The sequence below is a fragment of the Pseudolysinimonas sp. genome (genome assembly GCF_039912695.1).
Lineage (GTDB): Bacteria > Actinomycetota > Actinomycetes > Actinomycetales > Microbacteriaceae > Pseudolysinimonas_A.
This window is the reverse complement of record NZ_JBDSPJ010000004.1, coordinates 1-23,247: the sequence shown is the minus strand read 5'-3', so window position 1 is coordinate 23,247 and position 23,247 is coordinate 1. Positions and strand designations below refer to the sequence as shown.

23 protein-coding genes and 1 tRNA gene are annotated in these 23,247 nt (G+C 66.7%); 19 read left to right on the top strand and 5 right to left on the bottom strand.

Annotation, left to right across the window (positions count from 1 at the left end):
- Positions 1–9 precede the first annotated feature (9 nt).
- Entirely contained in the window at positions 10–1,464 is a 1,455-nt protein-coding gene (gndA, locus tag ABIR17_RS01715) for an NADP-dependent phosphogluconate dehydrogenase (RefSeq protein ID WP_348002630.1), read from the bottom strand.
- Between the two features lie 22 nt (positions 1,465–1,486).
- On the opposite strand from gndA, the gene ABIR17_RS01710 reads away from it, so the two are divergent.
- The 6 genes from ABIR17_RS01710 to ABIR17_RS01685 all read left to right on the top strand — a co-directional run bounded on the left by ABIR17_RS01710 (position 1,487) and on the right by ABIR17_RS01685 (position 9,233).
- Positions 1,487–1,993, top strand: coding sequence for a gluconokinase (locus tag ABIR17_RS01710; protein ID WP_348002629.1), 507 nt, complete (start codon positions 1,487–1,489; stop codon positions 1,991–1,993).
- Between the two features lie 32 nt (positions 1,994–2,025).
- Entirely contained in the window at positions 2,026–2,874 is an 849-nt protein-coding gene (locus ABIR17_RS01705; protein ID WP_348002628.1) for a hypothetical protein, read from the top strand.
- A gap of 161 nt (positions 2,875–3,035) precedes the next feature.
- A complete protein-coding gene (locus ABIR17_RS01700) occupies positions 3,036–3,722 on the top strand; it encodes a 50S ribosomal protein L25/general stress protein Ctc (protein WP_348002627.1) in 687 nt (228 codons plus the stop codon).
- Between the two features lie 12 nt (positions 3,723–3,734).
- Entirely contained in the window at positions 3,735–4,328 is a 594-nt protein-coding gene (gene pth / locus ABIR17_RS01695) for an aminoacyl-tRNA hydrolase (protein ID WP_348002626.1), read from the top strand.
- Positions 4,329–4,365: 37 nt separating this feature from the next.
- Positions 4,366–7,902 carry a transcription-repair coupling factor gene (gene mfd / locus ABIR17_RS01690; RefSeq protein WP_348002625.1) on the top strand — a complete coding sequence of 1,179 codons (3,537 nt, stop codon included), beginning with the start codon at positions 4,366–4,368 and terminating at the stop codon, positions 7,900–7,902.
- Positions 7,902–9,233 carry an FUSC family protein gene (locus ABIR17_RS01685; protein WP_348002624.1) on the top strand — a complete coding sequence of 444 codons (1,332 nt, stop codon included), beginning with the start codon at positions 7,902–7,904 and terminating at the stop codon, positions 9,231–9,233. Before mfd ends, ABIR17_RS01685 begins: the two co-directional genes overlap by 1 nt.
- On the opposite strand, the gene ABIR17_RS01680 is transcribed toward ABIR17_RS01685, so the two are convergent.
- Together ABIR17_RS01680 and ABIR17_RS01675 are read right to left on the bottom strand one after the other, a co-directional pair.
- A complete protein-coding gene (locus ABIR17_RS01680; protein ID WP_348002623.1) occupies positions 9,230–9,607 on the bottom strand; it encodes a VOC family protein in 378 nt (125 codons plus the stop codon). The genes ABIR17_RS01685 and ABIR17_RS01680 overlap by 4 nt on opposite strands.
- Before the next feature lie 32 nt (positions 9,608–9,639).
- The gene (locus ABIR17_RS01675) at positions 9,640–10,413 is read right to left on the bottom strand and encodes a CPBP family intramembrane glutamic endopeptidase (protein WP_348002622.1); all 774 of its coding nucleotides are present in this window, start codon (positions 10,411–10,413) and stop codon (positions 9,640–9,642) included.
- Positions 10,414–10,508: 95 nt separating this feature from the next.
- Here ABIR17_RS01675 and ABIR17_RS01670 point away from each other — a divergent pair, with 95 nt between their 5' ends.
- The 4 genes from ABIR17_RS01670 to ABIR17_RS01655 are packed head-to-tail and all read left to right on the top strand — an operon-like array spanning position 10,509 to position 13,742.
- Positions 10,509–11,927, top strand: coding sequence for an MFS transporter (locus tag ABIR17_RS01670; RefSeq protein WP_348002621.1), 1,419 nt, complete (start codon positions 10,509–10,511; stop codon positions 11,925–11,927).
- 15 nt (positions 11,928–11,942) lie between these two features.
- Entirely contained in the window at positions 11,943–12,581 is a 639-nt protein-coding gene (locus tag ABIR17_RS01665) for a MazG family protein (protein ID WP_348002620.1), read from the top strand.
- Between the two features lie 4 nt (positions 12,582–12,585).
- Positions 12,586–13,194 (top strand): gamma carbonic anhydrase family protein, encoded by a 609-nt coding sequence (locus tag ABIR17_RS01660; protein WP_348002619.1) that lies wholly within the window; start codon positions 12,586–12,588, stop codon positions 13,192–13,194.
- A complete protein-coding gene (locus ABIR17_RS01655; protein ID WP_348002618.1) occupies positions 13,191–13,742 on the top strand; it encodes a hypothetical protein in 552 nt (183 codons plus the stop codon). Before ABIR17_RS01660 ends, ABIR17_RS01655 begins: the two co-directional genes overlap by 4 nt.
- A 30-nt stretch (positions 13,743–13,772) precedes the next feature.
- On the opposite strand, the gene ABIR17_RS01650 is transcribed toward ABIR17_RS01655, so the two are convergent.
- Positions 13,773–14,171, bottom strand: coding sequence for a type II toxin-antitoxin system VapC family toxin (locus tag ABIR17_RS01650; RefSeq protein ID WP_348002617.1), 399 nt, complete (start codon positions 14,169–14,171; stop codon positions 13,773–13,775).
- Positions 14,168–14,425 (bottom strand): type II toxin-antitoxin system prevent-host-death family antitoxin, encoded by a 258-nt coding sequence (locus tag ABIR17_RS01645; RefSeq protein WP_348002616.1) that lies wholly within the window; start codon positions 14,423–14,425, stop codon positions 14,168–14,170. The genes ABIR17_RS01650 and ABIR17_RS01645 overlap by 4 nt, the downstream gene beginning before the upstream one ends.
- A 91-nt stretch (positions 14,426–14,516) precedes the next feature.
- On the opposite strand from ABIR17_RS01645, the gene ABIR17_RS01640 reads away from it, so the two are divergent.
- The 9 genes from ABIR17_RS01640 (at position 14,517) to ABIR17_RS01600 (ending at position 23,238) form a co-directional block, all read left to right on the top strand.
- Positions 14,517–15,791, top strand: a complete 1,275-nt coding sequence (locus tag ABIR17_RS01640) for an ATP phosphoribosyltransferase regulatory subunit (protein WP_348002700.1) — start codon at positions 14,517–14,519, stop codon at positions 15,789–15,791.
- 49 nt (positions 15,792–15,840) lie between these two features.
- Entirely contained in the window at positions 15,841–17,121 is a 1,281-nt protein-coding gene (gene eno / locus ABIR17_RS01635; protein ID WP_348002699.1) for a phosphopyruvate hydratase, read from the top strand.
- Between the two features lie 17 nt (positions 17,122–17,138).
- Positions 17,139–17,645 (top strand): septum formation initiator family protein, encoded by a 507-nt coding sequence (locus ABIR17_RS01630; RefSeq protein WP_348002615.1) that lies wholly within the window; start codon positions 17,139–17,141, stop codon positions 17,643–17,645.
- Positions 17,642–18,163 carry a DUF501 domain-containing protein gene (locus tag ABIR17_RS01625; RefSeq protein WP_348002698.1) on the top strand — a complete coding sequence of 174 codons (522 nt, stop codon included), beginning with the start codon at positions 17,642–17,644 and terminating at the stop codon, positions 18,161–18,163. Before ABIR17_RS01630 ends, ABIR17_RS01625 begins: the two co-directional genes overlap by 4 nt.
- Entirely contained in the window at positions 18,160–19,428 is a 1,269-nt protein-coding gene (locus ABIR17_RS01620) for a S8 family serine peptidase (RefSeq protein WP_348002614.1), read from the top strand. The genes ABIR17_RS01625 and ABIR17_RS01620 overlap by 4 nt, the downstream gene beginning before the upstream one ends.
- A 33-nt stretch (positions 19,429–19,461) precedes the next feature.
- Positions 19,462–20,784: an NAD(P)/FAD-dependent oxidoreductase gene (locus ABIR17_RS01615; protein WP_348002613.1), complete on the top strand. Its 1,323-nt coding sequence runs from the start codon at positions 19,462–19,464 to the stop codon at positions 20,782–20,784.
- Between the two features lie 12 nt (positions 20,785–20,796).
- Positions 20,797–20,870 (top strand) — tRNA-Leu (locus ABIR17_RS01610).
- Between the two features lie 48 nt (positions 20,871–20,918).
- Positions 20,919–21,995, top strand: coding sequence for a crosslink repair DNA glycosylase YcaQ family protein (locus ABIR17_RS01605; protein WP_348002612.1), 1,077 nt, complete (start codon positions 20,919–20,921; stop codon positions 21,993–21,995).
- Between the two features lie 157 nt (positions 21,996–22,152).
- The gene (locus ABIR17_RS01600) at positions 22,153–23,238 is read left to right on the top strand and encodes an IS30 family transposase (RefSeq protein WP_348002611.1); all 1,086 of its coding nucleotides are present in this window, start codon (positions 22,153–22,155) and stop codon (positions 23,236–23,238) included.
- Positions 23,239–23,247: the final 9 nt, after the last annotated feature.

The window sequence follows — 23,247 nt, the reverse complement described above, 5'->3', positions numbered from 1 at the left end:
GGGACCCGCTCAGTGGCTGTCGGACGATTCGATTTCAGAACGGTCGCCACTCCACAGCGTGTGGAAGGTGCCTTCTTTATCGACGCGCTTGTAGGTGTGGGCGCCGAAGAAGTCGCGCTGGCCTTGGATGAGTGCGGCGGGAAGTCGCTCCGCGCGCAGGCCGTCGTAGTACGACAGCGACGACGAGAACGACGGGGCGGGGATGCCGGCGAGCGCTGCGCCCGCGACGACGCGACGCCAGGCATCCTGGGTTTGGGTGACGACTCCCCGAAAGAACGGTGCGGTGATGAGTGCGACCAGACCCGGATCGTCGGCGTACGCCTCGGTGATCCGGTTGAGGAACCGGGCGCGGATGATGCAACCGCCACGCCAGATCTTCGCGATGTCACCCTTCTTGATGTCCCAGCCGAATTGCTGGGCGCCGGCGACAATCTCGTCGAAACCTTGCGAGTAGGCGACGATCTTCGAGGCGTAGAGCGCCTGGCGCACGTCTTCGACGAACGCGTCGGCATCCGGGACCATCGGCACCGACGGTCCTGGGAGGTTTCCCGCGGCCGCGCGCTGCAGCGGCTTCGACGACAGCGACCGGGCGAACACGGCTTCCGCGATTCCCGACACCGGAACCCCGAGGTCGAGAGCGGTTTGCACCGTCCAGGCACCGGTGCCCTTCGCGCCCGCCTGGTCGAGGATGACATCCACCAGTGGTGTGCCGGTCGACGCATCAACCTGGCGCAGAACCTCGGCGGTGATCTCGATCAGGTACGACTCGAGTTCGCCCTTGTTCCACTCCGCGAAGATCTCCGCGATTTCGGCGGGCGACTTGCCGGTGCCGCGACGGATGAGGTCGTAGGCCTCGGCGATGAGCTGCATGTCGGCGTACTCGATGCCGTTGTGCACCATCTTCACGAAATGCCCGGCGCCGTCGTGGCCGACGTGGGTGACGCAGGGCTCGCCCTCGGCGATGGCAGCGATGGACTTCAGGATCGGGCCGAGTGTGACCCACGACTCGTCGGATCCGCCGGGCATGATCGACGGACCGAGCAGTGCGCCTTCCTCGCCGCCGGAAATGCCGGCCCCGACGAAGTTGATCCCGGTCGCCCGAACGGCCTTCTCGCGGCGGATGGTGTCGGTGAACAGAGCGTTGCCGCCGTCGACGATGATGTCGCCCGGCTCGAAAACCTTGACCAGTTCGTCGATCACAGCGTCGGTGCCTGCACCGGCCTGCACCATGATGAGCGCGGCGCGCGGCTTCGACAGCGACGCGGCGAATGCGGCGTAGTCGGGGGAGGGCACGAACCCAGCCTCGGGATGGTCATCCATCAGGGTCTGGGTCTTCTCGTACGAGCGGTTGTAGATCGCCACCACATTCCCCGCGCGACTGGCGAGGTTGCGGGCGAGATTCGAACCCATGACGGCGAGTCCGACGACTCCGATATTGGCGGTTGCTGAAGAGGATGAGGCCACGGATTCAGGCTAGCGTGGGCCGATGTCGTTCCCTCACTCCGTCGTTGTGATGGGCGTCTCGGGCTCGGGCAAGTCCACGGTGGGGGCTGCGCTCGCCGAAGCGCTGGGTCTTCCGTTCGTGGAAGGCGACGACCTACATCCCGAGGCCAATCGCGCCAAGATGGCGCACGGCATCCCGTTGACCGACGCCGACCGAGCGCCGTGGCTCGACCGGATCGCCGATGTGCTCGCCGATGACCCGTGCGTCGTCGCCTGCTCGGCACTCAAGCGGGCCTACCGCGACCGTCTGCGTCGGGCCGCCCCCGACCTGCTGCTCGTCTCCCTCCACGGGTCACGCGAACTGTTGGCGTCGCGGATCGCCGCCCGCCACCACGCCTACATGCCGGCGTCGCTGCTCGACTCGCAACTCGCCACTCTCGAGGTGCCGGGGGCCGACGAGCATCCGATCGAGGTGGATGTCGCGCTGCCGCTTGCAGAGTTGGTCGCGTCGATCGTCGCGCAGGTCACGAACGCCCCGGATCAGCCGTGACCGCTCGCGTACTGGCTCGCTAGGCTGACGCCGTGTTTCGCCCCCTGCTGAGCCTGCTGGCCGCCTCCGGGGCGACCGTCGTCGGTTTGGTCGCGGCCTGGATCGGAATCGGGATCCACCAGCGCGCGACCACGGGCCTCGTTGCCGATTTCGTTGGCTCCGGCCTCGTCGGAATCGGCGGTCTGCTGCTGGCGGCTGCCGGCGCAACGGTCGCCCTCCACTGGCTCGGGATCTTCACGGTCGGTGCCGTGCATGCGCTGCTGGGGGCGTTAGCGGTGCTGCTCGCACCGACTTTCGGGATGTTCTCGGGCACCCTCAATCCGGTGCTTGAGATCTCGGAGATGCTCGGCGGGGTGAGCTCGGACTTCGGCGCACCCTCGGCGATCTTCTACTTCAGCGGTACGGCACTCGTGCTGGGCACCTTCCTCGCGGCCGCGGCGCTCGGGGTGAGGTCGCGGCTCTCGTCGCGTTCTGCCACCAAGCGGTCGCAGGTCGTCGCCGCGATCGTGAGCGGCCCCGCGCTGATCGGGGCGGTGCTCCTCGTGGTCTTTGCGGGCGGATGGTTCGGCCAGCAGTACGTGACCCTGTTCCAGTACGACCTGGTTTCTGCGGTTCTGTTGGTGGGTGCGACGGCGCTCGCCGGGGTGGCGGGCCTGTGCCTTCGATGGAGTTCGAGGGGCGCGATTCTGAGTGGTCTGGTGGTCGCGATCGCCGGAACCGTCGCGATCCTGGGGGATCGGATGCTCCCCGCCGCCGTAACGGCACAACTTCCGGTCGCCTATGGCGAGCTGGTGCTGCTGGGCTTCACATTTCTCGGGGTCGCCATCGGGGGAGCGGTTCGCTCCCGAACAGCGGTTCCCGGGCACACTCTCGCCCTGTAGCATGGGCCACTGAACTTCGGCGAGGGCTTCCGTTGGGAAGCCGTGATCGACGCGGTGGGCGGCATCCGTCTTCCTCGCGCTTGCGAAGCGCTTGAGTTGAACCAGTCTTGTGACACAAGAGCCACGACGGGGCGACGCCCCGAATACCAAGGAGTACAGCCATGGCTGAATACGGCAAGGCCGCCAAGAAGGTCGTCGACCACAACGACGACAACAAGCTCAACGCCGAACTGCGCACCGAGTTCGGCAAGGGCTACGCCCGCCGCCTCCGCGCCGCCGGCAAGATTCCCGCCGTCATTTATGGCCACGGCACCGAGCCGCAGCATGTCGCGCTCCCCGGTCACGAGGTGGGGCTCATCCTGCGCAAGGCCAACCAGGTTCTCGAACTCGACATTGCCGGCAAGAGCCAGCTCGCGCTCGTCAAGGACGTGCAGAAGGACCCGGTTCGTCAGATCATCGAGCACCTCGACCTGGTCGTCGTGCGCAAGGGCGAGAAGGTCACCGTCGACATCCCCGTGCACCTCGAAGGCGAGTCGGCCCCCGAGACGAGCGTCAACCAGGATGCCAACACGATCTCGCTTGAGGTCGAAGCCACGCACATCCCGGAAAACGTTGTCGTGAGCATCGAAGGCCTGCGCGAAGGCTCGATGATCTACGCGAAAGACGTCAAGCTTCCCTCCGGCGCGACCCTCATCACCGACCCCGAGGTTCTTATCGTCGGCATCACGGGCGAGGCGCAAGTTGACCTCGGCGAAGAGGCCGAGGCGGAGGGCGCTGAGGGCGAGACCGCTGAGGGTGAGACCGCTGAGGGCGAGTCGGCCGACGCCGACGCTCCCGCCGCCGAGTAGTTCTCTCCTTTCATGGCCGACGTTGCTGACGGCTGGCTCGTGGTCGGGCTCGGGAATCCCGGGCCTGGCTACGCCGCCCACCGTCACAACGTCGGGCAGATGGTCATCGGCACGCTCGCCGAACGTCTTGGAGCACGCTTCAAGGTGCACAAAACCCGGTCGTCGGTCGCCGAAGGGCGACTCGCTCCCGGCGGAGCCCGCGTCGTTCTCGCGGCGCCGTCGAGTTTCATGAACAACTCCGGCGGGCCCGTCGCCGCGCTGGTGAAGTTCTACAAGACCTCGCCTGACCGCATCATCGTCGTGCACGACGAACTCGACATTCCGTTCGACGAGGTGCGACTGAAGACCGGCGGCGGACCGGGCGGCCACAACGGCGTGAAAGACATCATCGCTGCCCTCGGCACGCCCGACTTCGTCCGCGTACGGGTGGGGATCGGGCGTCCTCCGGGCCGCCAGGATCCCGCCGACTTCGTGTTGACCGCCTTCTCGACCGCGGAAAAGAAGGTGCTGCCCAACCTGCTGTCGGATGCCGCCGACGCGGTTGAGGATGTCATCCGCGACGGTCTGGTCGCCGCGCAACAGCGTCACCACTCCCCGAAGGACTGAGCGGCGAGGGTCGGAGGACCCGCCTAAGCTCGAACGAGTGGGTCTCGAGACGACGATTCTGGCGCTGACGCGCGCCCCCGAGCTCCACGACGCCCTGAATGCGGCAGACCGGGATGCTGACTTTAGCCTCGTCGACGGCCTGAGGGTTCCGCTCCTGGTTTCCCTCCTAGGCACCCGGGGGTCCGCGCAGGCACTGCTCGCGGTTGTCGCCACGAGTCGCGACGTCGAGGCGGTCTCCGCGGCCTTCCGCTGTTACTCCCCAGATTCGACAGTGCTCGAGTTTCCCGCCTGGGAGACGCTGCCGCACGAACGCCTGAGCCCGAGCGCCGAGACTGTGGGCACGCGCCTGCGCGCCCTTCGGCAGATCAAAGCCTGGGACCGAAAAGGTCACTTGATCGTTGTGGCAAGTGTGAGGGCCGCCCTCCAGCCGATGGCTCCGGGACTGGCCGAGATCGAGTCGATCGTTCTGACCGGCAAAGGTCGCGGCTACGAACTCGCCGCACTGGCGCTTCGCCTCGCCTCGCTCGCGTACGCGCGGGTCGATCTGGTCACCCGTCGCGGTGAGTTCGCGGTGCGCGGCGGCATTCTCGATGTGTTCCCGCCGGACGCCGAGCATCCCGTTCGCGCCGAGTTCTTTGGCGACGAGCTCGAGCAGCTTCGCCAGTTCTCGGTTGCTGACCAGAGGTCGTTGCCGGGGGATGTTGAGACCGTTGAACTACTCCCGGCACGGGAGCTGTTGCTGACCGACAGTGTGCGGCAGCGTGCCCGCGAGATGGAGCGCGAGTTTCCGAACCTGTCGGGCATGCTCGCCAAACTTGCGGAAGGCATCCCGGCCGACGGGATGGAGAGTCTCGCGCCGGCACTGCTCGGAACCCTGGTGCCGCTCACCGATGCCTTCCCCGAGGATGCTGCGGTCGCCATCCTGGCTCCTGAGCGCGTCGCGACTCGAGCCGTCAATCTGGCCGAGACGAACCGCGAGTTTCTCGAAGCAGCGTGGAGCGCAGCGACCGCGGGCGCCCAGGCACCGATCGACCTGGGGTCGGGCGACTTCCTGACCGTCAACGCACTGAGGCGGGCCGCCGGCAGTCGCACCTGGTGGACACTCAGCCCGTTCGACTCCGACGCGGATGAGGTGATCCGGGTGCAGGCGTTCTCGATCCCGGCCTTCGCCGGTCAGGTCGACGGCGCCGTTGACTACGTCGCCGACCTGGTGCGTGACGGCTGGGATGTCACGGTCACCGCCGCCGGCACCGGCATGGTCGAGCGCGCGCGTGACGTTTTGGCGCAGGCAGGGGTCGAGCCTCGGGTTGAGCAGGCGAGCGTCGAAGCCGGGTTCGCTCTGCAGGGAGAGAAGATCGCGGTGCTCTCCGAGGCGGAGTTCTACGGTCGCGCTGCCGGGGTCGACTCCCGGCAGGTGAAGCGCCTGGCGAGCAAGCGGCGCAGTGTCGTTGACCCGCTACAACTGAAGGCGGGCGACTACGTGGTGCACGAGACCCACGGCATCGGGCGGTTTGTCGAACTCATCCAGCGCGAAGTCGCGTCGGGGGAGCGCACCGCGCGCGGGCCGCTGGGCAGCACTCACGCGAAGGTCGTGCGCGAGTACCTGGTCATCGAGTACGCCTCGTCGAGGCGTGGACATCCCGCCGACCGACTGTCGGTCCCCACCGACCAACTCGATCTGCTCACCCGCTATGTCGGCGGCGAGGCACCTGCGCTGTCGAAGATGGGCGGCTCCGACTGGGCCGCGGCGAAGGGCAAGGCCCGCAAGGCTGTTCGCGACATCGCGGTCGAACTCGTGAAGCTCTACTCGGCCCGCATGGCGAGCGTCGGGCACGCTTTCCCGCCCGACACCCCGTGGCAGCGGGAACTGGAAGAGGCGTTCCCGTTCGTCGAGACGCCCGACCAGTTGATCACGATCGACGAGGTCAAGGCCGACATGGAGAGGCCGATCCCGATGGACCGCCTGGTCTCGGGCGACGTCGGCTACGGCAAGACCGAGATCGCGATTCGCGCGGCGTTCAAGGCCGTGCAAGACGGCAAGCAGGTCGCAATGCTGGTCCCGACGACGCTGCTGGTTCGCCAGCATATGGAGACCTTCGCCGAACGCTTCGCCGGGTTCCCCGTGCACCTGCGCGCGCTCAGCCGGTTCCAGACCGACAAAGAGTCGAAAGACACGATCGAGGGTCTCGCGAGTGGAGTGGTGGATGTCGTGATCGGCACCCATCGACTGCTGAGCGACGGCATCCGATTTAAGGATCTCGGGCTCGTCATCATCGACGAGGAGCAGCGGTTCGGCGTTGAACACAAGGACGCGCTCAAGAAACTGAAGACGAACGTCGACATCCTGGCGATGTCGGCCACCCCGATTCCGCGCACGCTCGAGATGGCGGTCACCGGCATCCGCGAAATGTCGACTCTGGCGACTCCGCCCGAAGACCGGCATCCGATTCTCACCTTCGTCGGGCCGTACAACGAGAAGCAGGTCGGGGCCGCGATCCGCCGCGAACTGTTGCGCGAAGGGCAGGTGTTCTTCGTGCACAACCGGGTCTCGTCGATCAACAGAGTCGCCGCGCAGATCGCTGACCTGGTTCCCGAGGCGCGGATCGCAGTGGCGCACGGCCAGCTTCCCGAGAGCGTGCTCGAGCAGGTCATCGTCGACTTCTGGGAGCGCAGATTCGACGTGCTCGTCTCGACGACGATCATCGAGACCGGCATCGACATCGCCAACGCCAACACCCTGATCATCGACGCCGCCGACAAGTACGGCCTGTCGCAGTTGCACCAGATCCGGGGACGGGTCGGGCGCGGCCGGGAGCGCGCCTACGCCTACTTCCTCTACGACGATGACAAGCCGCTGACCGAGACGGCCCAAGATCGCCTCGAGACGATCGCTGCGAACACCGAGCTCGGCTCGGGCATGCAGGTCGCGCTCAAGGACCTCGAAATCCGCGGCGCGGGCAACCTGCTCGGCGGCGAGCAGTCGGGCCACATCGCCGGGGTGGGCTTCGACCTCTACCTGCGGATGATCGGTGAGGCCGTGGCCACATTCCGCGGGGATGTCGCGGAAGGGCAGACCGAACTCAGGCTCGAACTGCCCGTGGATGCGCGCATCCCGGAGGAGTATCTCGAAAGCGAGCGACTGCGGCTCGAGGCGTACCAGAAGCTCTCGACGGCAGCCGCCCCAGCTTCCCCTGATGACGCGATCGACTCGGTCGCCGAAGAACTCGCCGATCGGTACGGCGACCTTCCCGAAGCGGTGTCGAACCTCATCGCGATCTCGCGGCTGCGGCGCACCGCGCAGAAGGCAGGACTCTCGGATGTCGTGGCCGTCGGCGGCAACCTCCGCGTCGCGCCGGCCGACCTTCCCGATTCCAAGCAGGTGCGGCTGCAGCGGATGTATCCGGGATCGAAGATCTTCGTGCAGGCGAAGGCGCTCAGCATCCCGCTGCCGACCGGAACCGACACCCAACTGATCGCCTGGGTCGCCGGGGTGCTCACCGCACTCTTCCCGCCCCCGGTCGTCGCACCCGAGGTCGTCGCGCCGGTCGTCGCACCCGAGGAACCCGTGAACTGATGCGCGCGACGCTGCGGGCAGCCTCCGGGGTGGGACTGTGCGCAGCCGTCGCGATGGCGGTGGTCGCGGGTGTCACCTGGCTGCTGTTCCCGCGGGGGGATGTCGTCATCCTGGGCGCCGCGATCGCCCTCATGCTCTCGCGCAGTCGACTGGTTGAATCTTGGCGCGGCCGCGTCGAGGCGCTGGTCGCGCTGCCCGTGCTCGCCGTTGCTGTTGCCGGGGTCGGCCTGGCGACACACGTCAACCCGTGGCTGGGCGCCGCACTGTTCACACTCGCAATGTTCGCCTCGGTATGGATGCGACGGTTCGGTGAGCAGGGTCGACGTATCGGGGCGCTGATCGCGGTGCCGTTCATCACCCTGCTGGTGACGCCTGTGCGAGTGAACGTCGCGGGCGGTTTCGCCGACGTCGCGGTCGCTGTGCCGCTCGTTGCGATCTTCGCCCTCATCGTGGTCGTCGCGGTTCGAGTCGGTGCGCAGGCGGTGCGCCTGATTCCGCGGACCGAACCCGCCGATCCCGCCGACCAGGACCCGCCCGCACCGAGCCGGCTGCGCCCGATCCCGAGCACGCGGATGGCGATCCAACTCGCCCTCGCGGTCGCCCTCGCCTGGGTGCTGGGCCTGCTGGTGATCCCCGAGCACGCGACCTCGATCGTGCTGTCGGCGTACCTGGTGCTGTCGCGCAACCGCGGCCGCGCCGACGTCATCCATACCGCTGGTCTCCGCTTCGGCGGCGCGCTGGCCGGCAGTCTGATCGCCCTCCCGGTCTCCGCACTGCCGGGACTCGATGGCTGGCCGGTCGCGGCGCTCATCGTCGCGCTGCTCGGGATCGGAGTCCTGCTGCGGTCGCTCAGCTACGCCTGGTGGGCGCTGATCATGACCCTCGTCGTGACGATCCTGCAGCAGGAGCTCGTGAGCGCTCCGGTCGACCTCCCGATGCGCGTGCTCGCGATCGCCGCGGGTTGCCTCATCGGCATCCTCGTTGCCTGGTTCGTGTTGCCGATCCGATCGGATGGCGTGCTGCGGCTGCGGATCGCGGCGGTGTTCGAAGCGGTGGGGGAGGCCTGGGCGACTCCCGATGCCTCGTACGGTCCGGTCGATCGTGCGCTCGTGAGACTCGAAGAGGTGGCGAAGCCGTGGCGGGCGCTTGCCCGCATCCCGATCGCCCGCGCCCGCCGCAACGGACGCTGGATCGCCCTCACCCGTCAGATCGCTGCCGCCCGTCCCGAGATACCACCGCGTGGCGCTCTTGGCGAGGCGCGTCGAGCGATCCGAGAACCCCGTTCCCTGTTGCCCGCGCTCGAGCGGCTTCGCGACAACCTGGCGAACTAAGCCTCGAGCACCGAGAGGATGTTGCCCGCCGGGTCGGTGAACCACGCGATATCGGGACCCATGTTGGCTTTCTTGCCGCGCAGGATGCCGTCGTCGTCTTGGTGCATCCCGGGGTAACGCTCGAGGGTCACGCCGGCCTCAACCAGTTCGCGCACCGCCGCGTCGATCGAGAGCACCTCGAAGTTGAGCACCGTGAACGACGCGGGCTGGTGGTCACCCTTTTCGTAGAGAAAGACTGTCGCGCCGTCGAGCGTCAGACGCAGCCCCATCGGCGTCTGGTCGACGGGGAGGCCGAGAGTGTCGCGGTAGAAGGCGAGTGCGGCCGCCTGATCGTCGACAGAAATTCCGCTGAAAGCACCGGTCGTTGTGAGCATGTGCCCACCTTCCCACCGACCGCCGACGCGGTCTAGAGTTCGGGCGGTTTGGGTGGCTCGGGCGTCACACCGGTCGGCCGAACCCAGCCGAGCGCCACCGGGATGAGCACCATCGAGCGCAGATCGATGAGCGCGTGAAAGACGATGGCCACCAGGATGCTTCCGGTCACCAGATACAGGAACGCGAAGATGACACCGAGCAACGTCGCGAACAGGACCCCGACCGGTCCCTGGTAAACGTGCAGCAACCCGAACAGCACCGTCGCGCCGACGAACGCGACGATCGCGTTGCCGGTGACCGCGAAGATCAGGGCCGGCATCCCGAGCCGAAACAGCAGCTCTTCGTAGACGCCAGCACCCAACGAGAGCGCGGCCCCGTAGGGCAACTCCGCACGAGCGCGCGGCAGCAGCGCGCGGATGTCGCCGAGGGCTGGCGGCTCCTCCCCAGAATTGCGGATGAGCAGCACCGGCACCACGAGAGCAGCCAGCACCAGAACGGCGACCCCGATCGCGACGGTCAGGCCGACCGGGGTGCTGAGGAGCGCGTGCACCGCCGCAACCGGTGGCCAGGTCTGGGCGTCGGCCAGCAGCGCCGGGATGTCGACCCAGGTCGCGACGATCACCGCGATCGACAGACCACCGAGTGTGATCGCCGCTTCGATCACCCAGCGCCGGTAGACCTTCTGCCGCGCCTCCGTCGCGCGCAGGAGCTTGAAGCGTGCGTACTCGCCGCGCTCCCGATTCGCCGCCCGCCAGACCAGGATGCCGACCACAACGCCGAGCAGGGCAAGGGCGGTGAAATCCATGACCCCATCCTCCCTGTCGCCAGTCGGGAATACCTGACGCGCCGGTCGCCTTTCATCACGAGGGTGTGGCTCGCACGCCGCAGAAGGGTGGACTCGTGTCGAACGGCGTCGGGTTGCGGTCGGAGCGCGGTCCGGTGCTATTGGCCGTCATGGTCGTTACCGGGCTGGTTGCGATCGACGCGACGATCCTCGCGACCGCCGTGCCGTCGATCGTCGGCGACCTGGGCGGTTTCGCCTCTTTCCCCTGGCTGTTCTCGAGCTACCTCCTCGCCTCGGCGGTGACGGTGCCGGTCTACTCCAAACTCGCCGACACGATTGGGCGAAAGCCGGTCATCCTGTTTGGCGTCGCCGCCTTTTTGTTGGGGTCGGTGCTCTGCGGTCTCGCCTGGAACATGGAGTCGCTCATCGCTTTTCGCGTCGTGCAGGGCATCGGCGCTGGCGCCATCCTGCCGATCTCGATCACGATCATCGGTGACATCTACTCGCTTCAGGAGCGGGCTCGGGTGCAGGGTTATGTCGCGAGCGTCTGGGGCGTTGCGAGCGTGCTCGGCCCGACCCTGGGCGGCCTTTTCGCTCAGTTCAACATCTGGCGTGCGATCTTCTTCATCAACATCCCGCTGGCTCTCGTGTCCGGCTTCCTTCTGATTCGCGCCTACCGGGAAAAGGTCGAACGACGCAAACGCTCGCTCGACATCCCCGGTGCCGTTCTGCTCACCTCCGCCTCGTCGCTCATTCTGCTCGGAGTGCTCGAAGGCGGCCGGGGATGGGAATGGGGGTCGCCCCTCGGCGTCGGTATTTTCGTCGTCGGCGCGGCACTGCTCATGGGCTTCGTCGCGGTCGAGCTCCGTGCGAGCGATCCCATCATCGCTCTCGGTCTGTTCCGGCGACGGATCGTGTCGACCTCGGTCATCCTGGGTGTCACGATCGGTGCCGCACTCGTCGGCCTGACCGCCTACGTTCCGACCTATCTCGAAGGCACCGTGCCGACGAGTCCGGTGATCGCCGGTCTGTCACTGGCTACCCTCACGATCGGGTGGCCCCTCGCGGCCGCGATCTCGGGCTGGTTCTACCTGCGTTTCGGGTTTCGCCCCGTCGTGCTCGTCGGCGCGGCGCTCGTCCTGGTGGGAACGGCGTTCCTCGCCGCGACTGCCGCAACACCATCGATCGCGTTCGTCGCGATTTCGTGCTTCGTCATCGGATTTGGATTCGGCCTGAGCGCCGTACCGAGTCTTGTCGCCGCGCAGTCCAGCGTCGAATGGCAGGAGCGCGGAGTGGTGACCGGGCTGAATATGTTCGGTCGCTCGATCGGTCAGGCATTCGGGGTCGCGATTCTGGGTGCCATCGCGAACGCGGTCATCGCCGGCCACGGTGGTGACCAAACCGACCGCGCCACCTTGATCGCGGCGTCGAGTGCCGTCTTCATCGGCGCGGCCGTCGTTGCCGTTCTGCTGCTGGCCGCGGCGATCGCCCTGCCGGGCCGCACGCAACCGGTCGAGGCCCCGGCGTCTAGCTGACGGCAGGATGGTCGCATGACCGACGCGCCGCATCCCCGGATGGATGAGCTGATCGCGACCATGGAGCGCCTCCGCGCCCCCGGCGGCTGCGCCTGGGATCGCGAGCAGACCCACGCCTCGCTCGTGCAGTACCTCGTCGAGGAGAGCGCCGAACTGGTTGAGGCGATCGAGTCGGGCACCCGCGACGACCTCGTCGAGGAGCTCGGGGACGTGCTCTACCAGGTGCTGTTTCACGCCGACCTTGCTGCCGAGGCGGGGGAGTTCACCCTGGAAGACGTCGCGGCGCACATGACGCAGAAGATGATCGGGCGCCATCCGCACGTCTTTGGGGATGTCGTGGCCGACACCTCCGATCAGGTCGTCGCCAACTGGGAGGCGATCAAAGCGGTCGAGAAGTCTCACCGCACGAGCGTGCTCGACGGGATCCCCGACGGGATGCCCTCGCTCGCACTCGCCGACAAGACTCTCGGGCGTGCCGCGAAGCTCGGCGTCACTCGCGACCCGGCTGCGGTGCCAGCGACCGAAGAAGAACTCGGCGCCGAACTGCTCGCCCTCGTGTCGGGGGCGAAAGCCGCAGGGCTGGATGCCGATCGCGCCCTACGAGGGGCGATTCGGCAACTCCGTACTGAGGTTGTGACCGCAGAGTTAGGGTGAGCGCATGCTCGTCGAACACCTGGGGCGGTCCCCGAAAATTCACCCCGACGCGGTCATAGCGCCCGGGGCACTGATCAGCGGCGATGTCACGATCGGCGCCGACTGCCAGGTGCTGCACGGTGCTGTGATCAGCGCCGAGGGCGGTCCAATCGTGCTGGGCGAGCACGTCATCGTGATGGAGAACGCGGTTCTGCGCGCCAGTGCGAGCGACCCGCTGAGGATCGGCGACCACTGCTTGGTCGGCCCGCTGGCATCCATCTCGGGGGCGAGGATCGGCAACGAGGTCTTCATCGCCACCGGCGCCCGAGTCTTCAATGGCGCGGTGATCGGTGACGGCAGCGAGGTGCGCATCAATGCGGTCGTGCATCTGCGCACGGTGCTGCCGCCGAACTCGACGGTTCCGATCGGGTGGGTTGCGGTCGGGGATCCGGTCGACATCCTCTCGCCCGAGCGGCACGACGACATCTGGGCGCGGCAGAGCGAACTCGACTTTCCCGGCTACGTGTTCGGCCTTGACCGCGAGACGCCCGACCTGATGGTGCAGCTGACCGAGCGATACGCGCGACACCTCTCGCGGCACGCTGAAGACGTCGCCGTCGACCCCGCGCCATGACCGCGGGCGCGCTTACTGAGGCCTTCATTGCGCCGCCGCGCCGCGTCCCCCTGCTGCTGCGATTCGGGTTGTGGATCTCGCGCCGCGCGACCGGCGAAGACGTGCTCGTCGCGCGGTTGTTGACTTGGTACCCGCGGGCGGCAATCGGGTCAGGGGTGCTTGAGTCGCTGGTCGCGAAAGGCGTCGGACGGGTCGACGAACGGATGCTGAAGATCGTGCGCATGACGGTGTCGTCAGCCGTGGAATGCCCGTTCTGCATCGGATTCAACGGTCGCGACTGGGAGAAGCACCTCACCGAAGACGAACTCGCCGTCGTGCAGGGTCGGCGGGATGCGGTCGGGGTGGCCTCGCTGGACGCGGCCGAGCGGCTCGCGATCGAGTACTCCCGACTGCTCACGGCAACCCCCATTGCCGTGCCTCGGGAGATGGGCGATCGCCTTCGGGAACATTTCACCGAGCGCGAGATTGTCGTGCTGGCCACCACAGTCGCCCAGGTCGACTACTGGGCGCGGGTCGTGCAAGGGCTCGGCTGCCCGCCGCTCGGCTGACGAAAGTTCAGATGGGCCGGGCGCTCGCCCTCAGACCCTGATAACTACCGGACCGCCGAGGTCTTCGAGCACCCCGAAGTCGTCATCCTGGGTGACGACCGGCAGTCCGTGAGCAAGTGCGATGGATGCGATCCATAGGTCGTTCACGTTGATCCGCCGCCCTTGCTCCCGCAGACGGTAGGTCAGTCTCGACCATTCGGTGGCAGCATCGGCGTCCGCGTCGAGGGTCTCGAAGCCGCTGACCCAATCGAGTGTTCCCATTCTCTGGGCTCGTATCTCCGTGTCACGTGCTGCGTAGATCCCGAGCTGCAATTCGCCGAGCGTTACGACGCTGATCGCAACCTGGTCGGGGATGCCATCGAGATCACCGATGTGACGCTGCTCCCACGCGATGACTGCACTCGTGTCGAGGAGCCCGTAGGTGGTCACTCGAAGAGGCCCAGGTCGTCGGTCGTGTCGCCCGCGAGCTCGGCGAGATCCTCGCGTAGACCAGGGTCGGCAAAGCGCGCCGTGCGGAAAAACTCCTCTTTCGAGATGAAACGGCGTTTGCCGCGACTCTTGATCGGGATGATCTCCGCCACCTCGACCCCGTTCAACGTGATCGTGATCTTCTCGCCCCGCGCGACACGTCGGAGGAGATCGGCGGTGTTGTTGCGGAGTTCACGCGCGGCAACAAGGGTCATGCGTCAAGCGTAGTCGGACGTAGCCGCATGTCGCACTGCGTCGCACGTCCAGAATGGATCTGTGGCACAGCAGGTGAACCCGCCCCGCGGGATGCGCGACTTCCTCCCCGCCGAGAAAGCCCGCCGTGAGGCGATCCTCACCGTCATCCGCGACGTCTATCGGGCGCACGGATTCGACGAGATTGAGACTCCGGTCGCCGAAGATTCCGAGCGCCTGCACGCTGGCCTCGGCGGCGACAACGAGAAGTTGGCCTACGGCATCCTCAAACGCGGTCTGACCCGCGACGACCTGCAGGCTGCGACCGCACCGCTCGAGCTTGCCGATCTCGGGCTGCGCTTCGATCTGACCGTGCCGCTGGCCCGCTTCTACGCCTCGCACCGTGCGGAGTTGCCGGCGGTGTTCCGCGCCATCCAAATCGCCCCGGTGTGGCGCGCCGAGCGCCCGCAGAAGGGTCGCTACCGCCAGTTCGTGCAGTGCGACATCGACATCCTGGGCGAACCGGGCCCACTCGCCGAGGCTGAACTTTTGGTCGCAAGTCTCGACGCTCTCGATGCCCTCGGTCTGAACGACGGCTTCATCCGCGTCAACGACCGCCGACTTTTGATCGGGATGCTCACCACCCTCGGGTTTGCTGAGTCCGAGTTCGACGGCGTGCTGATCACGATCGACAAACTCGACAAGATCGCGCAGCCGGGCGTCATCGCCGAACTGCGCGAGCGGGGTGTCACTCCCGCCGCCGTGGATGCGCTCGAAGAGTTCTTCCGACGCCCGACGACGAAGGAGTTTTTGCCCTTCGGTGAGGCCGCCATCCGCAAGGCTCTTCCCGCCAACCCGAACACTGACGCCCTCGCCGGGCTCGTCGCGATCGGTGACGCTGTGCTCGCGGCTCGCGGTGCCGATCCCGATGCGAGCCTCCTGCGCTTCGATCCCTTCCTGGTGCGGGGCATGGGGTACTACACCGGCCCGATCTTCGAACTCGCGCACCCGAGCGTCGACTACTCGCTCGGCGGCGGCGGCCGCTACGACGGGATGATCGGTCGCTTCCTCGGCACGGAGGTGCCCGCCACCGGGTTCTCGCTCGGGTTCGAGCGCCTGGTCGACCTGGTCACCCTGACCGCAGCGGAAGGGGCGGATGCCGTTGCGCTGCTGCACGACGCCGACGTCCCACTCGGGGAGTTGATGAGCCTCAAAGCGGCTCTGATCGCCGAAGGCTCGCGGGTGCGGCTCGTTGTGCGTCCGAAGAACACCAAGCCCACCCTCGAAGCCCTCGCGATCGAAGGCTTCACCAGGTTCGCGTTCGTTTCCGGCGGAAGTACCGCGGCATCCATCGACCTGCGTCCTCTGACCCAAACCAGCCAGCCTTAGGATCGACGCGGGCACGCCACCAGCCCTCACGAACAGAATGAAGGAAAAATTGTCTGCTATCGAAGCCGTCGGCGCTCGCGAGATTCTTGACTCCCGAGGCAACCCCACCGTCGAGGTGGAGGTACTCCTCGAAGACGGCACCGTCGCACGTGCTGCCGTTCCGTCGGGTGCATCGACCGGGGCGTTCGAGGCCTACGAGCTGCGCGACGAAGACCCGAACCGCTACGGCGGCAAAGGTGTTCTGAAGGCCGTCGCCGGGGTTCTCGACATTCTCGGCCCGGCCATCGAAGGCTTCGACGCGACCGACCAGCGCTTGGTGGATGCCGAACTGATCGCCGCTGACGGCACCGACAACAAGAGCAAAGTGGGCGCGAACGCGATCCTCGGCGTTTCGCTCGCCGTCGCGAAGGCTGCCGCCGATTCGGTCGACCTGCCGCTGTTCCGTTACATCGGCGGCGTGAACGCGCACACCCTTCCGGTGCCTCTGATGAACATCATCAACGGTGGCGCTCACGCCGACACCGCACTCGACATCCAGGAGTTCATGGTCATCCCGGTCGGGGCTGACACCTTCGCCGACGCGTTGCGCTGGGGCTCCGAGGTGTACCACACGCTCAAGGGTCTGCTGAAGAAGAAAGGCCTGTCGACCGGCCTCGGCGACGAGGGCGGCTTCGCCCCTGACCTCCCGGGTGCGCGCGCCGCGCTCGACTTCATCGTCGAGGCGATCGGGTCTGCAGGCTTCAAGGCCGGCACCGACTTCGTGCTCGGCCTCGACGTCGCCGCGACCGAGTTCTTCGCCGACGGCGTCTACTCGTTCGAGAAGCAGAAGTTGTCGGGTGAGCAGCTCACCGAATTCTGGGAGGCGCTGGTCAAGGACTACCCGCTCGCCACGATCGAAGACCCGCTGGCCGAAGACGACTGGGACGGCTACGTGCACCTCACCGAAAAGCTCGGCGACAAGGTGCAGATCGTCGGCGACGACCTCTTCGTCACCAACCCGGTGCGTCTGCAGAAGGGTCTCGACCTCAAGGTCGCGAACTCGATCCTGGTGAAGGTCAACCAGATCGGCACCCTGACCGAGACCCTGGATGCCGTGGCTCTCGCCCAGCGCGCTGGCTACACCGCCATCCTGTCTCACCGTTCCGGGGAGACCGAAGACACCACGATCGCCGACCTCGCGGTCGCGGTTGACGGCGGTCAGATCAAGACGGGTGCCCCGGCACGCACCGACCGTGTGGCGAAGTACAACCAGTTGCTGCGCATCGAAGAGGAGTTGGGCGACGCCGCGGTCTACGCCGGCCGGTCCGCCTTCCCCCGTTGGAAGGCCTAACGACTTAACGTTGACGCATGGCCCGGAAGCAGCGACAGATTCCGGTCGCGATGGCACCCGAGTCACGCGCGGCCGCCTGGTTGCGCAACTTCCGCATGTCGGGTTTTGCGCTCTCGCTGCTCCTGCTCGTCGTGTGCGCGCTCGTCGTGCTGGCGCCGAATCTGAAGACCTTTGTGGAACAGCAACAGCAGATCGCTCAGCTCGAGAAATCGCTCACCGACGCTCAAACGAGTGTCGACGAATTGAATGGCGAGATCGCGCGCTGGAGCGACCCTGCCTACATTGAGTCGCAAGCCCGCGACCGGCTGTACTACGTCTATCCCGGGGACATCACGTTTCTGGTGATCGGTGACGACCCGGCCACGGGCAGTCCTGACGGTCTGCCGGTGAGCGGCAGCATCCAAACCGGAACAGTCGACTGGGTGCACGCACTCCTCGACACCGTCTACCGTGCGGGCCTCACCGACGCGACCCCTGACCAGCTCGACGGCGGTCAGGTCGGCAGCCCCACTCAGGGCGGCTGATGCGCCCGCCCTTTCCGGCGCCGACCTCGGCCGAGATCTCGGTCGTCTCAGCACAACTCGGTCGCCCTGCCCGCGGTGTGATCGGGATCGCCGCCCGGTGCCTGTGCGGCAATCCGACTGTCGTCGCGACCCAGCCGCGCCTCGACGACGGCACGCCGTTTCCGACGCTGTACTACCTGTCGCATCCGGCGGCGACGGCCGCGATCTCGACCCTCGAAGCCACCGGAATGATGCCGATTCTGGCGGCGCAGCTTGAGGATGCCGATGCGGCCGCCGCGTACCGTGCGGCTCACGAGTCGTACCTGGCCGATCGCGAGAGCATCGAGATCGTTCCCGAGATCGCCGGATACTCGGCGGGGGGAATGCCCGACCGGGTGAAGTGCCTGCATGCCCTCGTCGGCCACGCTCTCGCAGCGGGTCCCGGGGTCAACCCCGTCGGGGATGCGGCCCTGAAACTTTCGGCCTGGTCGCCACAACGGTGCGAATGTGCCGACCCCGGCGCGGCTCGGTCGGCATGAGAGCGCTGCTCGCCGTCGCGCTGGTCGCGATCACCGTGCTGGCGCCCGCGGCATCCAGCCGCGCCGTGCCGACCGAACCCGCTGTTGCGACCGACCACGCAAGCCCGAACGACGCGGCGCGCGACCAGGAGTATTGGCTCGACGATTACGGCATCGGCGACGCGTGGTCGGTGACCCGCGGTGCCGGGGTGACGATTGCGATCATCGATACAGGAGTCGCCCGAGTCGCCGACCTTGGCGATGCGGTCGTGGGGGGCACCGACTTCTCGGGGCTGGGCGCAGCTGACGGTCGAACCCCGGTCGGCCGCGACCTCCCCTCCCACGGCACGATGGTCGCGTCACTGCTCGCGGGGCGCGGCACCGGCGCGGGAACAGGCGTGATCGGATCGGCGCCGGAGGCATCCATTTTGTCCATCTCGATGAGTTTCGGCGCGGGCGCCCGCGACTCCGACACCCAGGTCGCGGATGCCGTGACCTGGGCCGTTGATCACGGTGCCGACGTGATCAACCTGTCGCTCACCCGCAACACCCTCGAGTGGCCGCCCTCGTGGGATACCGCGTTTCTCTACGCCGCACAACACGACGTGGTCGTGGTCGCGGCGGCAGGCAACCGGGGCAACGGTACGGAGGAGGTCGGCGCGCCGGCCACCATGCCCGGAGTGCTAACGGTCGGCGGCGTTGACCGCAACGGCGTCGCCTCGGCAAAGGCCTCGTCGCAGGGGATCACGATCGCGGTCGCCGCTCCGAGCGAGGGGCTCGTCGGGGTCACGCCGAGCGGAAGCGTCGTTACCTGGGCGGGCACGAGTGGCGCAACGCCGATCGTGGCGGGCATCGTCGCGCTGGTGCGGGCTGCGCACCCCGAACTAGATGCGGCGAACGTCATCAACCGGCTGATCGCGACAGCACGGGATGCCGGCCCTCCTGGCGACGACTTCACCTACGGGTTCGGCTACGTCGACGCAGCCGCCGCGGTCTCGGCCGACGTGCCAACGGTGACCGCGAACCCGATGGGCGACCTGGCTGACTGGATCCGGGTGAACCGGCGGGCAGCGGCCGCGACCCCGGAGCCGACGGACACCTTCCAGCCGACCCCGCAGGCTGTTCCCGAGGACGGCGTTGCGGATCCAACCGGGACGTTGCTCCCCCGTCTCACGAACCTCCAGGTGTACGGACTTCCGGCGCTCGTGCTCGCCATTCTCGCTTTCGTGGCGGGCGGACTCACCGTTGCCGCGGTGCGGCGATTTCGCCCCCCTCGGGCACGGTAGATTGTTGTTCTTCCAGCGAGGAGTTTTCACATCGTGCGCAAGATCCTGATCGTCGGCGGCGGCTACGCCGGCTTCTACACGGCCAAAAAGCTGCAAAAGCAGCTCGCCCGTGGCGAGGCGCAGGTCACCATCATCGACCCGTTGCCGTACATGACCTACCAGCCCTTCCTCCCCGAGGTCGCGGCAGGGTCCATCGAACCCCGGCACGCTGTCGTCTCACACCGCCGTCACCTCACAAAGACCACCGTCATCACCGCGAGCGTGAGTAAGGTCGACCACGCCGCGAAGAAGGTCACCGTGACCCCGCCGGTCGGAGAGTCGTGGGAGATCGACTACGACACCATCGTCGTCACCGCCGGCGCCGTCTCGCGCACCTTCCCGATCCCGGGTGTTGCCGACGAGGCGATCGGCCTTAAGAACATCGAAGAGGCCATCGCGATCCGCGACCGTGTCGCCGACTGCTTTGCCCGGGCATCCAATCTGCCGGCCGGGCCGGAACGTCAGCGGCTGCTGACCTTCGTGGTCGTCGGTGGAGGATTTGCGGGCATCGAGCTGTTCGGCGAACTGCGCTCCTACGCTTCGGCGCTGCTGCGGCAGTACCGCAACCTCACGATCGACGACACGCACTTTCACCTCATCGAGGCGGCGGGCCGCATCATGCCCGAGGTGTCGCTCAAGACCAGCCTCTGGGTGATCAAGAACCTCGCCCAGCGCGCCGCCACCGTGCACCTCGACACCCAGCTCGCGAGCGCCGTTGGAGGGGTCGTCGAGCTTTCGACGGGCGAGAAGTTCGAGTCGGACACCATCATGTGGACCGCGGGCGTCATGGCCAACCCGGTGGTGCGCGGAACCGATCTTCCGATCGACGATCGCGGTCGACTCCGCGTTCAGACCGACCTGCGCGTCGTCAACGACGCCGGAGTCGTAGCTGATGCCTGGGGAGCTGGCGACGTCGCGGCAGTACCCGACATCTCGAAGACTCCCGGACCGGGCGGTTACTGCGTTCCGAACGCGCAGCACGCCGTGCGTCAGGGCAAGCTCCTCGCGAAGAACCTCGTCGCAGACCTGCGCGGTGAAGCGCCGCGTGAGTACCGCCACAACAACCAGGGTGCTGTGGCCGGCATCGGTCTGTACTACGGCGTCTTCCAGAGCGGCCCGATCGCGTTCAAGGGCCTCATCGCCTGGTTCATGCACCGCGGTTACCACGGGTTCGCGATGCCGATGTGGGAGCGCAAGATCCGCGTCTTCGGCAACTGGATCATCAACTTCCTGGTGCGCCGCGACCTGGTCGGCATCCCTGCTCGGGATGTGCCGCGGGCTGCCTTCGAAGAGTTCGCTTCGCGTCCCAAGGCGTAGGGTTTCGAGCGCGCCCTCGTAGCCCAATTGGCAGAGGCGAGCGACTTAAAATCGCTTCAGTCTGGGTTCGAACCCCAGCGAGGGCACCGGTCTCTCTCGTGGTGAACGTCGTCGCCCCTGACTAGCCTCGAACCGTGACGCACCACCTGACGCGCGACGAGGCGCGGCGCCTCGCGGTGCGAGCCCAGCGGCTCGACGCCGAGCGGGCGGGGGATGTCGTGGAGATCGCCGAAGACCTCGGCGCGATCAAGATTGACCCGACTACCGCGATCGCCCCCGCCGAGCACACGATCCTCTGGTCGCGCCTCGGTCGTGGCTACGAACCCGCACAGTTGTCGAAGGCCGTCGAGCGCGACCGACTGCTTTTCGAGTTCGACGGGTCGTTTCGCCCGATCTCGCGCCTGGCGCCGATGCAGACTTCGATGCGCGCCTGGCCGCGCCGTGCGTCGACGAAGGAGTGGCTCGAGGCCAACGCGAAGTTCCGCGCCGACGTGCTTGCCCGGCTCAAGGCGGAGGGGCCGTTGTTCGCGAGCGAGATCCCGGACATCGCCGAGGTGAGTCGCCCGCCGGACGGTTGGTCAGGTTCGAACCAGACCGGGATCATGCTCGAGTTCTTGGCCCGGCAAGGGGTGGTGGCGATCGCCGGTCGCGAGGGCCGCCACCGCCGCTGGGATCTCGCCGAGCGCATCTACCCGCAGAATCTCCCGGTGTATGAAACGGCCGAAGCCGAGCAGCTTCTCAACGAGGCGCGGCTGCGCTCCTACGGCATCGCGAAGCAGAACTCCCCGTGGATTCCGGTTGGCACAGCGGGCGAACCCGCGACGGTCGAAGGATCGGACTGGAAGTGGCGGGTCGATCCCGAAGCGGTCGCCGCCCTCGACGACGACCCCGGCGGGCGGGTCGCGTTCCTCAGCCCCTATGACGGGATGCTCTTTCACCGGGCAGCTATCAAAGAGCTGTTCGACTTCGAGTACGTGCTGGAACAGTTCAAACCGAAGGCACAGCGCATCTACGGCTACTTCGCGCACCCGATCCTGTTCGGCGACCGCTTCATCGGGCAGCTCGACGCGGAGGTCGACCGCAAACGCGAGGTGCTGAAGGTGAACGCGGTGCACGAGATGCTGCCGTTCGACCCTGAGGAACACGAGATCGTGCGGCTCGAGATCGAAGATCTCGCGGAGTGGCTGGGTCTGCGGTTGGAGGCCTGGTGACTCCGGAGGCTTGATTGGTCTCAAGGGGTCGTTGCAACACCTGCTGTGTGAGGTGGTTGGAATGGCGTCGAGAGTAGTTCTGAACGATCGCGAGAATGCGTTCTGGGATCGGGTTCGAGAAGGTCTGTCGGCGTCGGCCGCGTGTGAATCTATTGGAGTGAATCGTAAGCAGGGATACCGGTGGATCAAGGCTGCCGGCGGACGAATACCTGTTCCGAAGGTCGCGTCGTCCGGACGCTACCTCGGACTGGATGAACGGCTGAGAGTGGCGGATCTGAGCGTGAGCGGCGCAAGCGTACGGGAGATCGCTCGGGATCTGGGCCGGGCCGCTTCGACGATCAGTCGCGAGCTGCGCCGAAACGCACACCCGTCGACTGGTTCTTACCGGCCGTATGCTGCGCAGAAACGGTCGGAGATCAGAGCGTGCCGCCCCAAACCGGGCAGGCTCGATGAAAGAGAACTGGCGGCAGTTGTCGAGGAACGGCTTCGAAAGAATTGGAGTCCGCAGCAGATCAGCGATGACCTCGCTGTGGTATTCGCCGGCCGGCCAGAACTGCAGGTATCGCACGAGACGATCTATCAGAGCTTGTTCGTTCAGGGCCGCGGATACGTGGGATTGCGTCTGCACCGTCACCTGAGGCGGGGCCGCTCGGCCCGGAAACCACGCGGTTTACATCTCGTTTCTCCAGGTCGCATCCGAGACAAAGTTCTACTGAGCGAGCGGCCCGCAGAGGCCACCGGCCGACTGGTTGCGGGGCACTGGGAGGGTGACCTCATCGTCGGTTCGGCCTCTGGATCCGCGGTCGTCACGCTCGTGGAACGCACTACCCGGTTCGTGGTCTTGGTTCAGCTGCCGAACGGTCACAGCGCGCCGGCGCTGCGTGACGCCCTGATTCGCGCCCTCAACGTTCTGCCCATTCAGCTGCGGCGGTCGTTGACGTGGGATCAAGGAACCGAGATGGCCAGGCACGTTGAAATCACCAAAGCCACTGGAGTTCCGATCTTCTTCTGCGATCCACACTCCCCTTGGCAACGCGGATCAAACGAGAACATGAACGGGCTCTTAAGGCAGTACTTCCCGAAAGGCACCGATCTGAACGCCCACAGTGCCCGGCACCTTCTCGACGTCGCCACCGAACTCAACGAGCGACCCCGCAAAACACTCGGACGCAGAACGCCAGCCGGCCTGCTCAGCGAGCTACTCTCGAACACAGGGAGAGCCCCTGTTGCTTCCACCGCTTGAAACCGCCCT

What these genes read in the sequence shown, in the direction of transcription:
- ABIR17_RS01710 (WP_348002629.1), top strand. Translation starts at nt 1,487, where the DNA reads ATGTCGTTCCCTCACTCCGTCGTTGTGATGGGCGTCTCGGGCTCGGGC.
- ABIR17_RS01700 (WP_348002627.1), top strand. Translation starts at nt 3,036, where the DNA reads ATGGCTGAATACGGCAAGGCCGCCAAGAAGGTCGTCGACCACAACGAC.
- pth (WP_348002626.1), top strand. Translation starts at nt 3,735, where the DNA reads ATGGCCGACGTTGCTGACGGCTGGCTCGTGGTCGGGCTCGGGAATCCC.
- ABIR17_RS01685 (WP_348002624.1), top strand. Translation starts at nt 7,902, where the DNA reads ATGCGCGCGACGCTGCGGGCAGCCTCCGGGGTGGGACTGTGCGCAGCC.
- ABIR17_RS01680 (WP_348002623.1), bottom strand. Translation starts at nt 9,607, where the DNA reads ATGCTCACAACGACCGGTGCTTTCAGCGGAATTTCTGTCGACGATCAG.
- ABIR17_RS01675 (WP_348002622.1), bottom strand. Translation starts at nt 10,413, where the DNA reads ATGGATTTCACCGCCCTTGCCCTGCTCGGCGTTGTGGTCGGCATCCTG.
- ABIR17_RS01665 (WP_348002620.1), top strand. Translation starts at nt 11,943, where the DNA reads ATGACCGACGCGCCGCATCCCCGGATGGATGAGCTGATCGCGACCATG.
- ABIR17_RS01660 (WP_348002619.1), top strand. Translation starts at nt 12,586, where the DNA reads ATGCTCGTCGAACACCTGGGGCGGTCCCCGAAAATTCACCCCGACGCG.
- ABIR17_RS01655 (WP_348002618.1), top strand. Translation starts at nt 13,191, where the DNA reads ATGACCGCGGGCGCGCTTACTGAGGCCTTCATTGCGCCGCCGCGCCGC.
- ABIR17_RS01645 (WP_348002616.1), bottom strand. Translation starts at nt 14,425, where the DNA reads ATGACCCTTGTTGCCGCGCGTGAACTCCGCAACAACACCGCCGATCTC.
- ABIR17_RS01640 (WP_348002700.1), top strand. Translation starts at nt 14,517, where the DNA reads ATGCGCGACTTCCTCCCCGCCGAGAAAGCCCGCCGTGAGGCGATCCTC.
- ABIR17_RS01630 (WP_348002615.1), top strand. Translation starts at nt 17,139, where the DNA reads ATGGCCCGGAAGCAGCGACAGATTCCGGTCGCGATGGCACCCGAGTCA.
- ABIR17_RS01620 (WP_348002614.1), top strand. Translation starts at nt 18,160, where the DNA reads ATGAGAGCGCTGCTCGCCGTCGCGCTGGTCGCGATCACCGTGCTGGCG.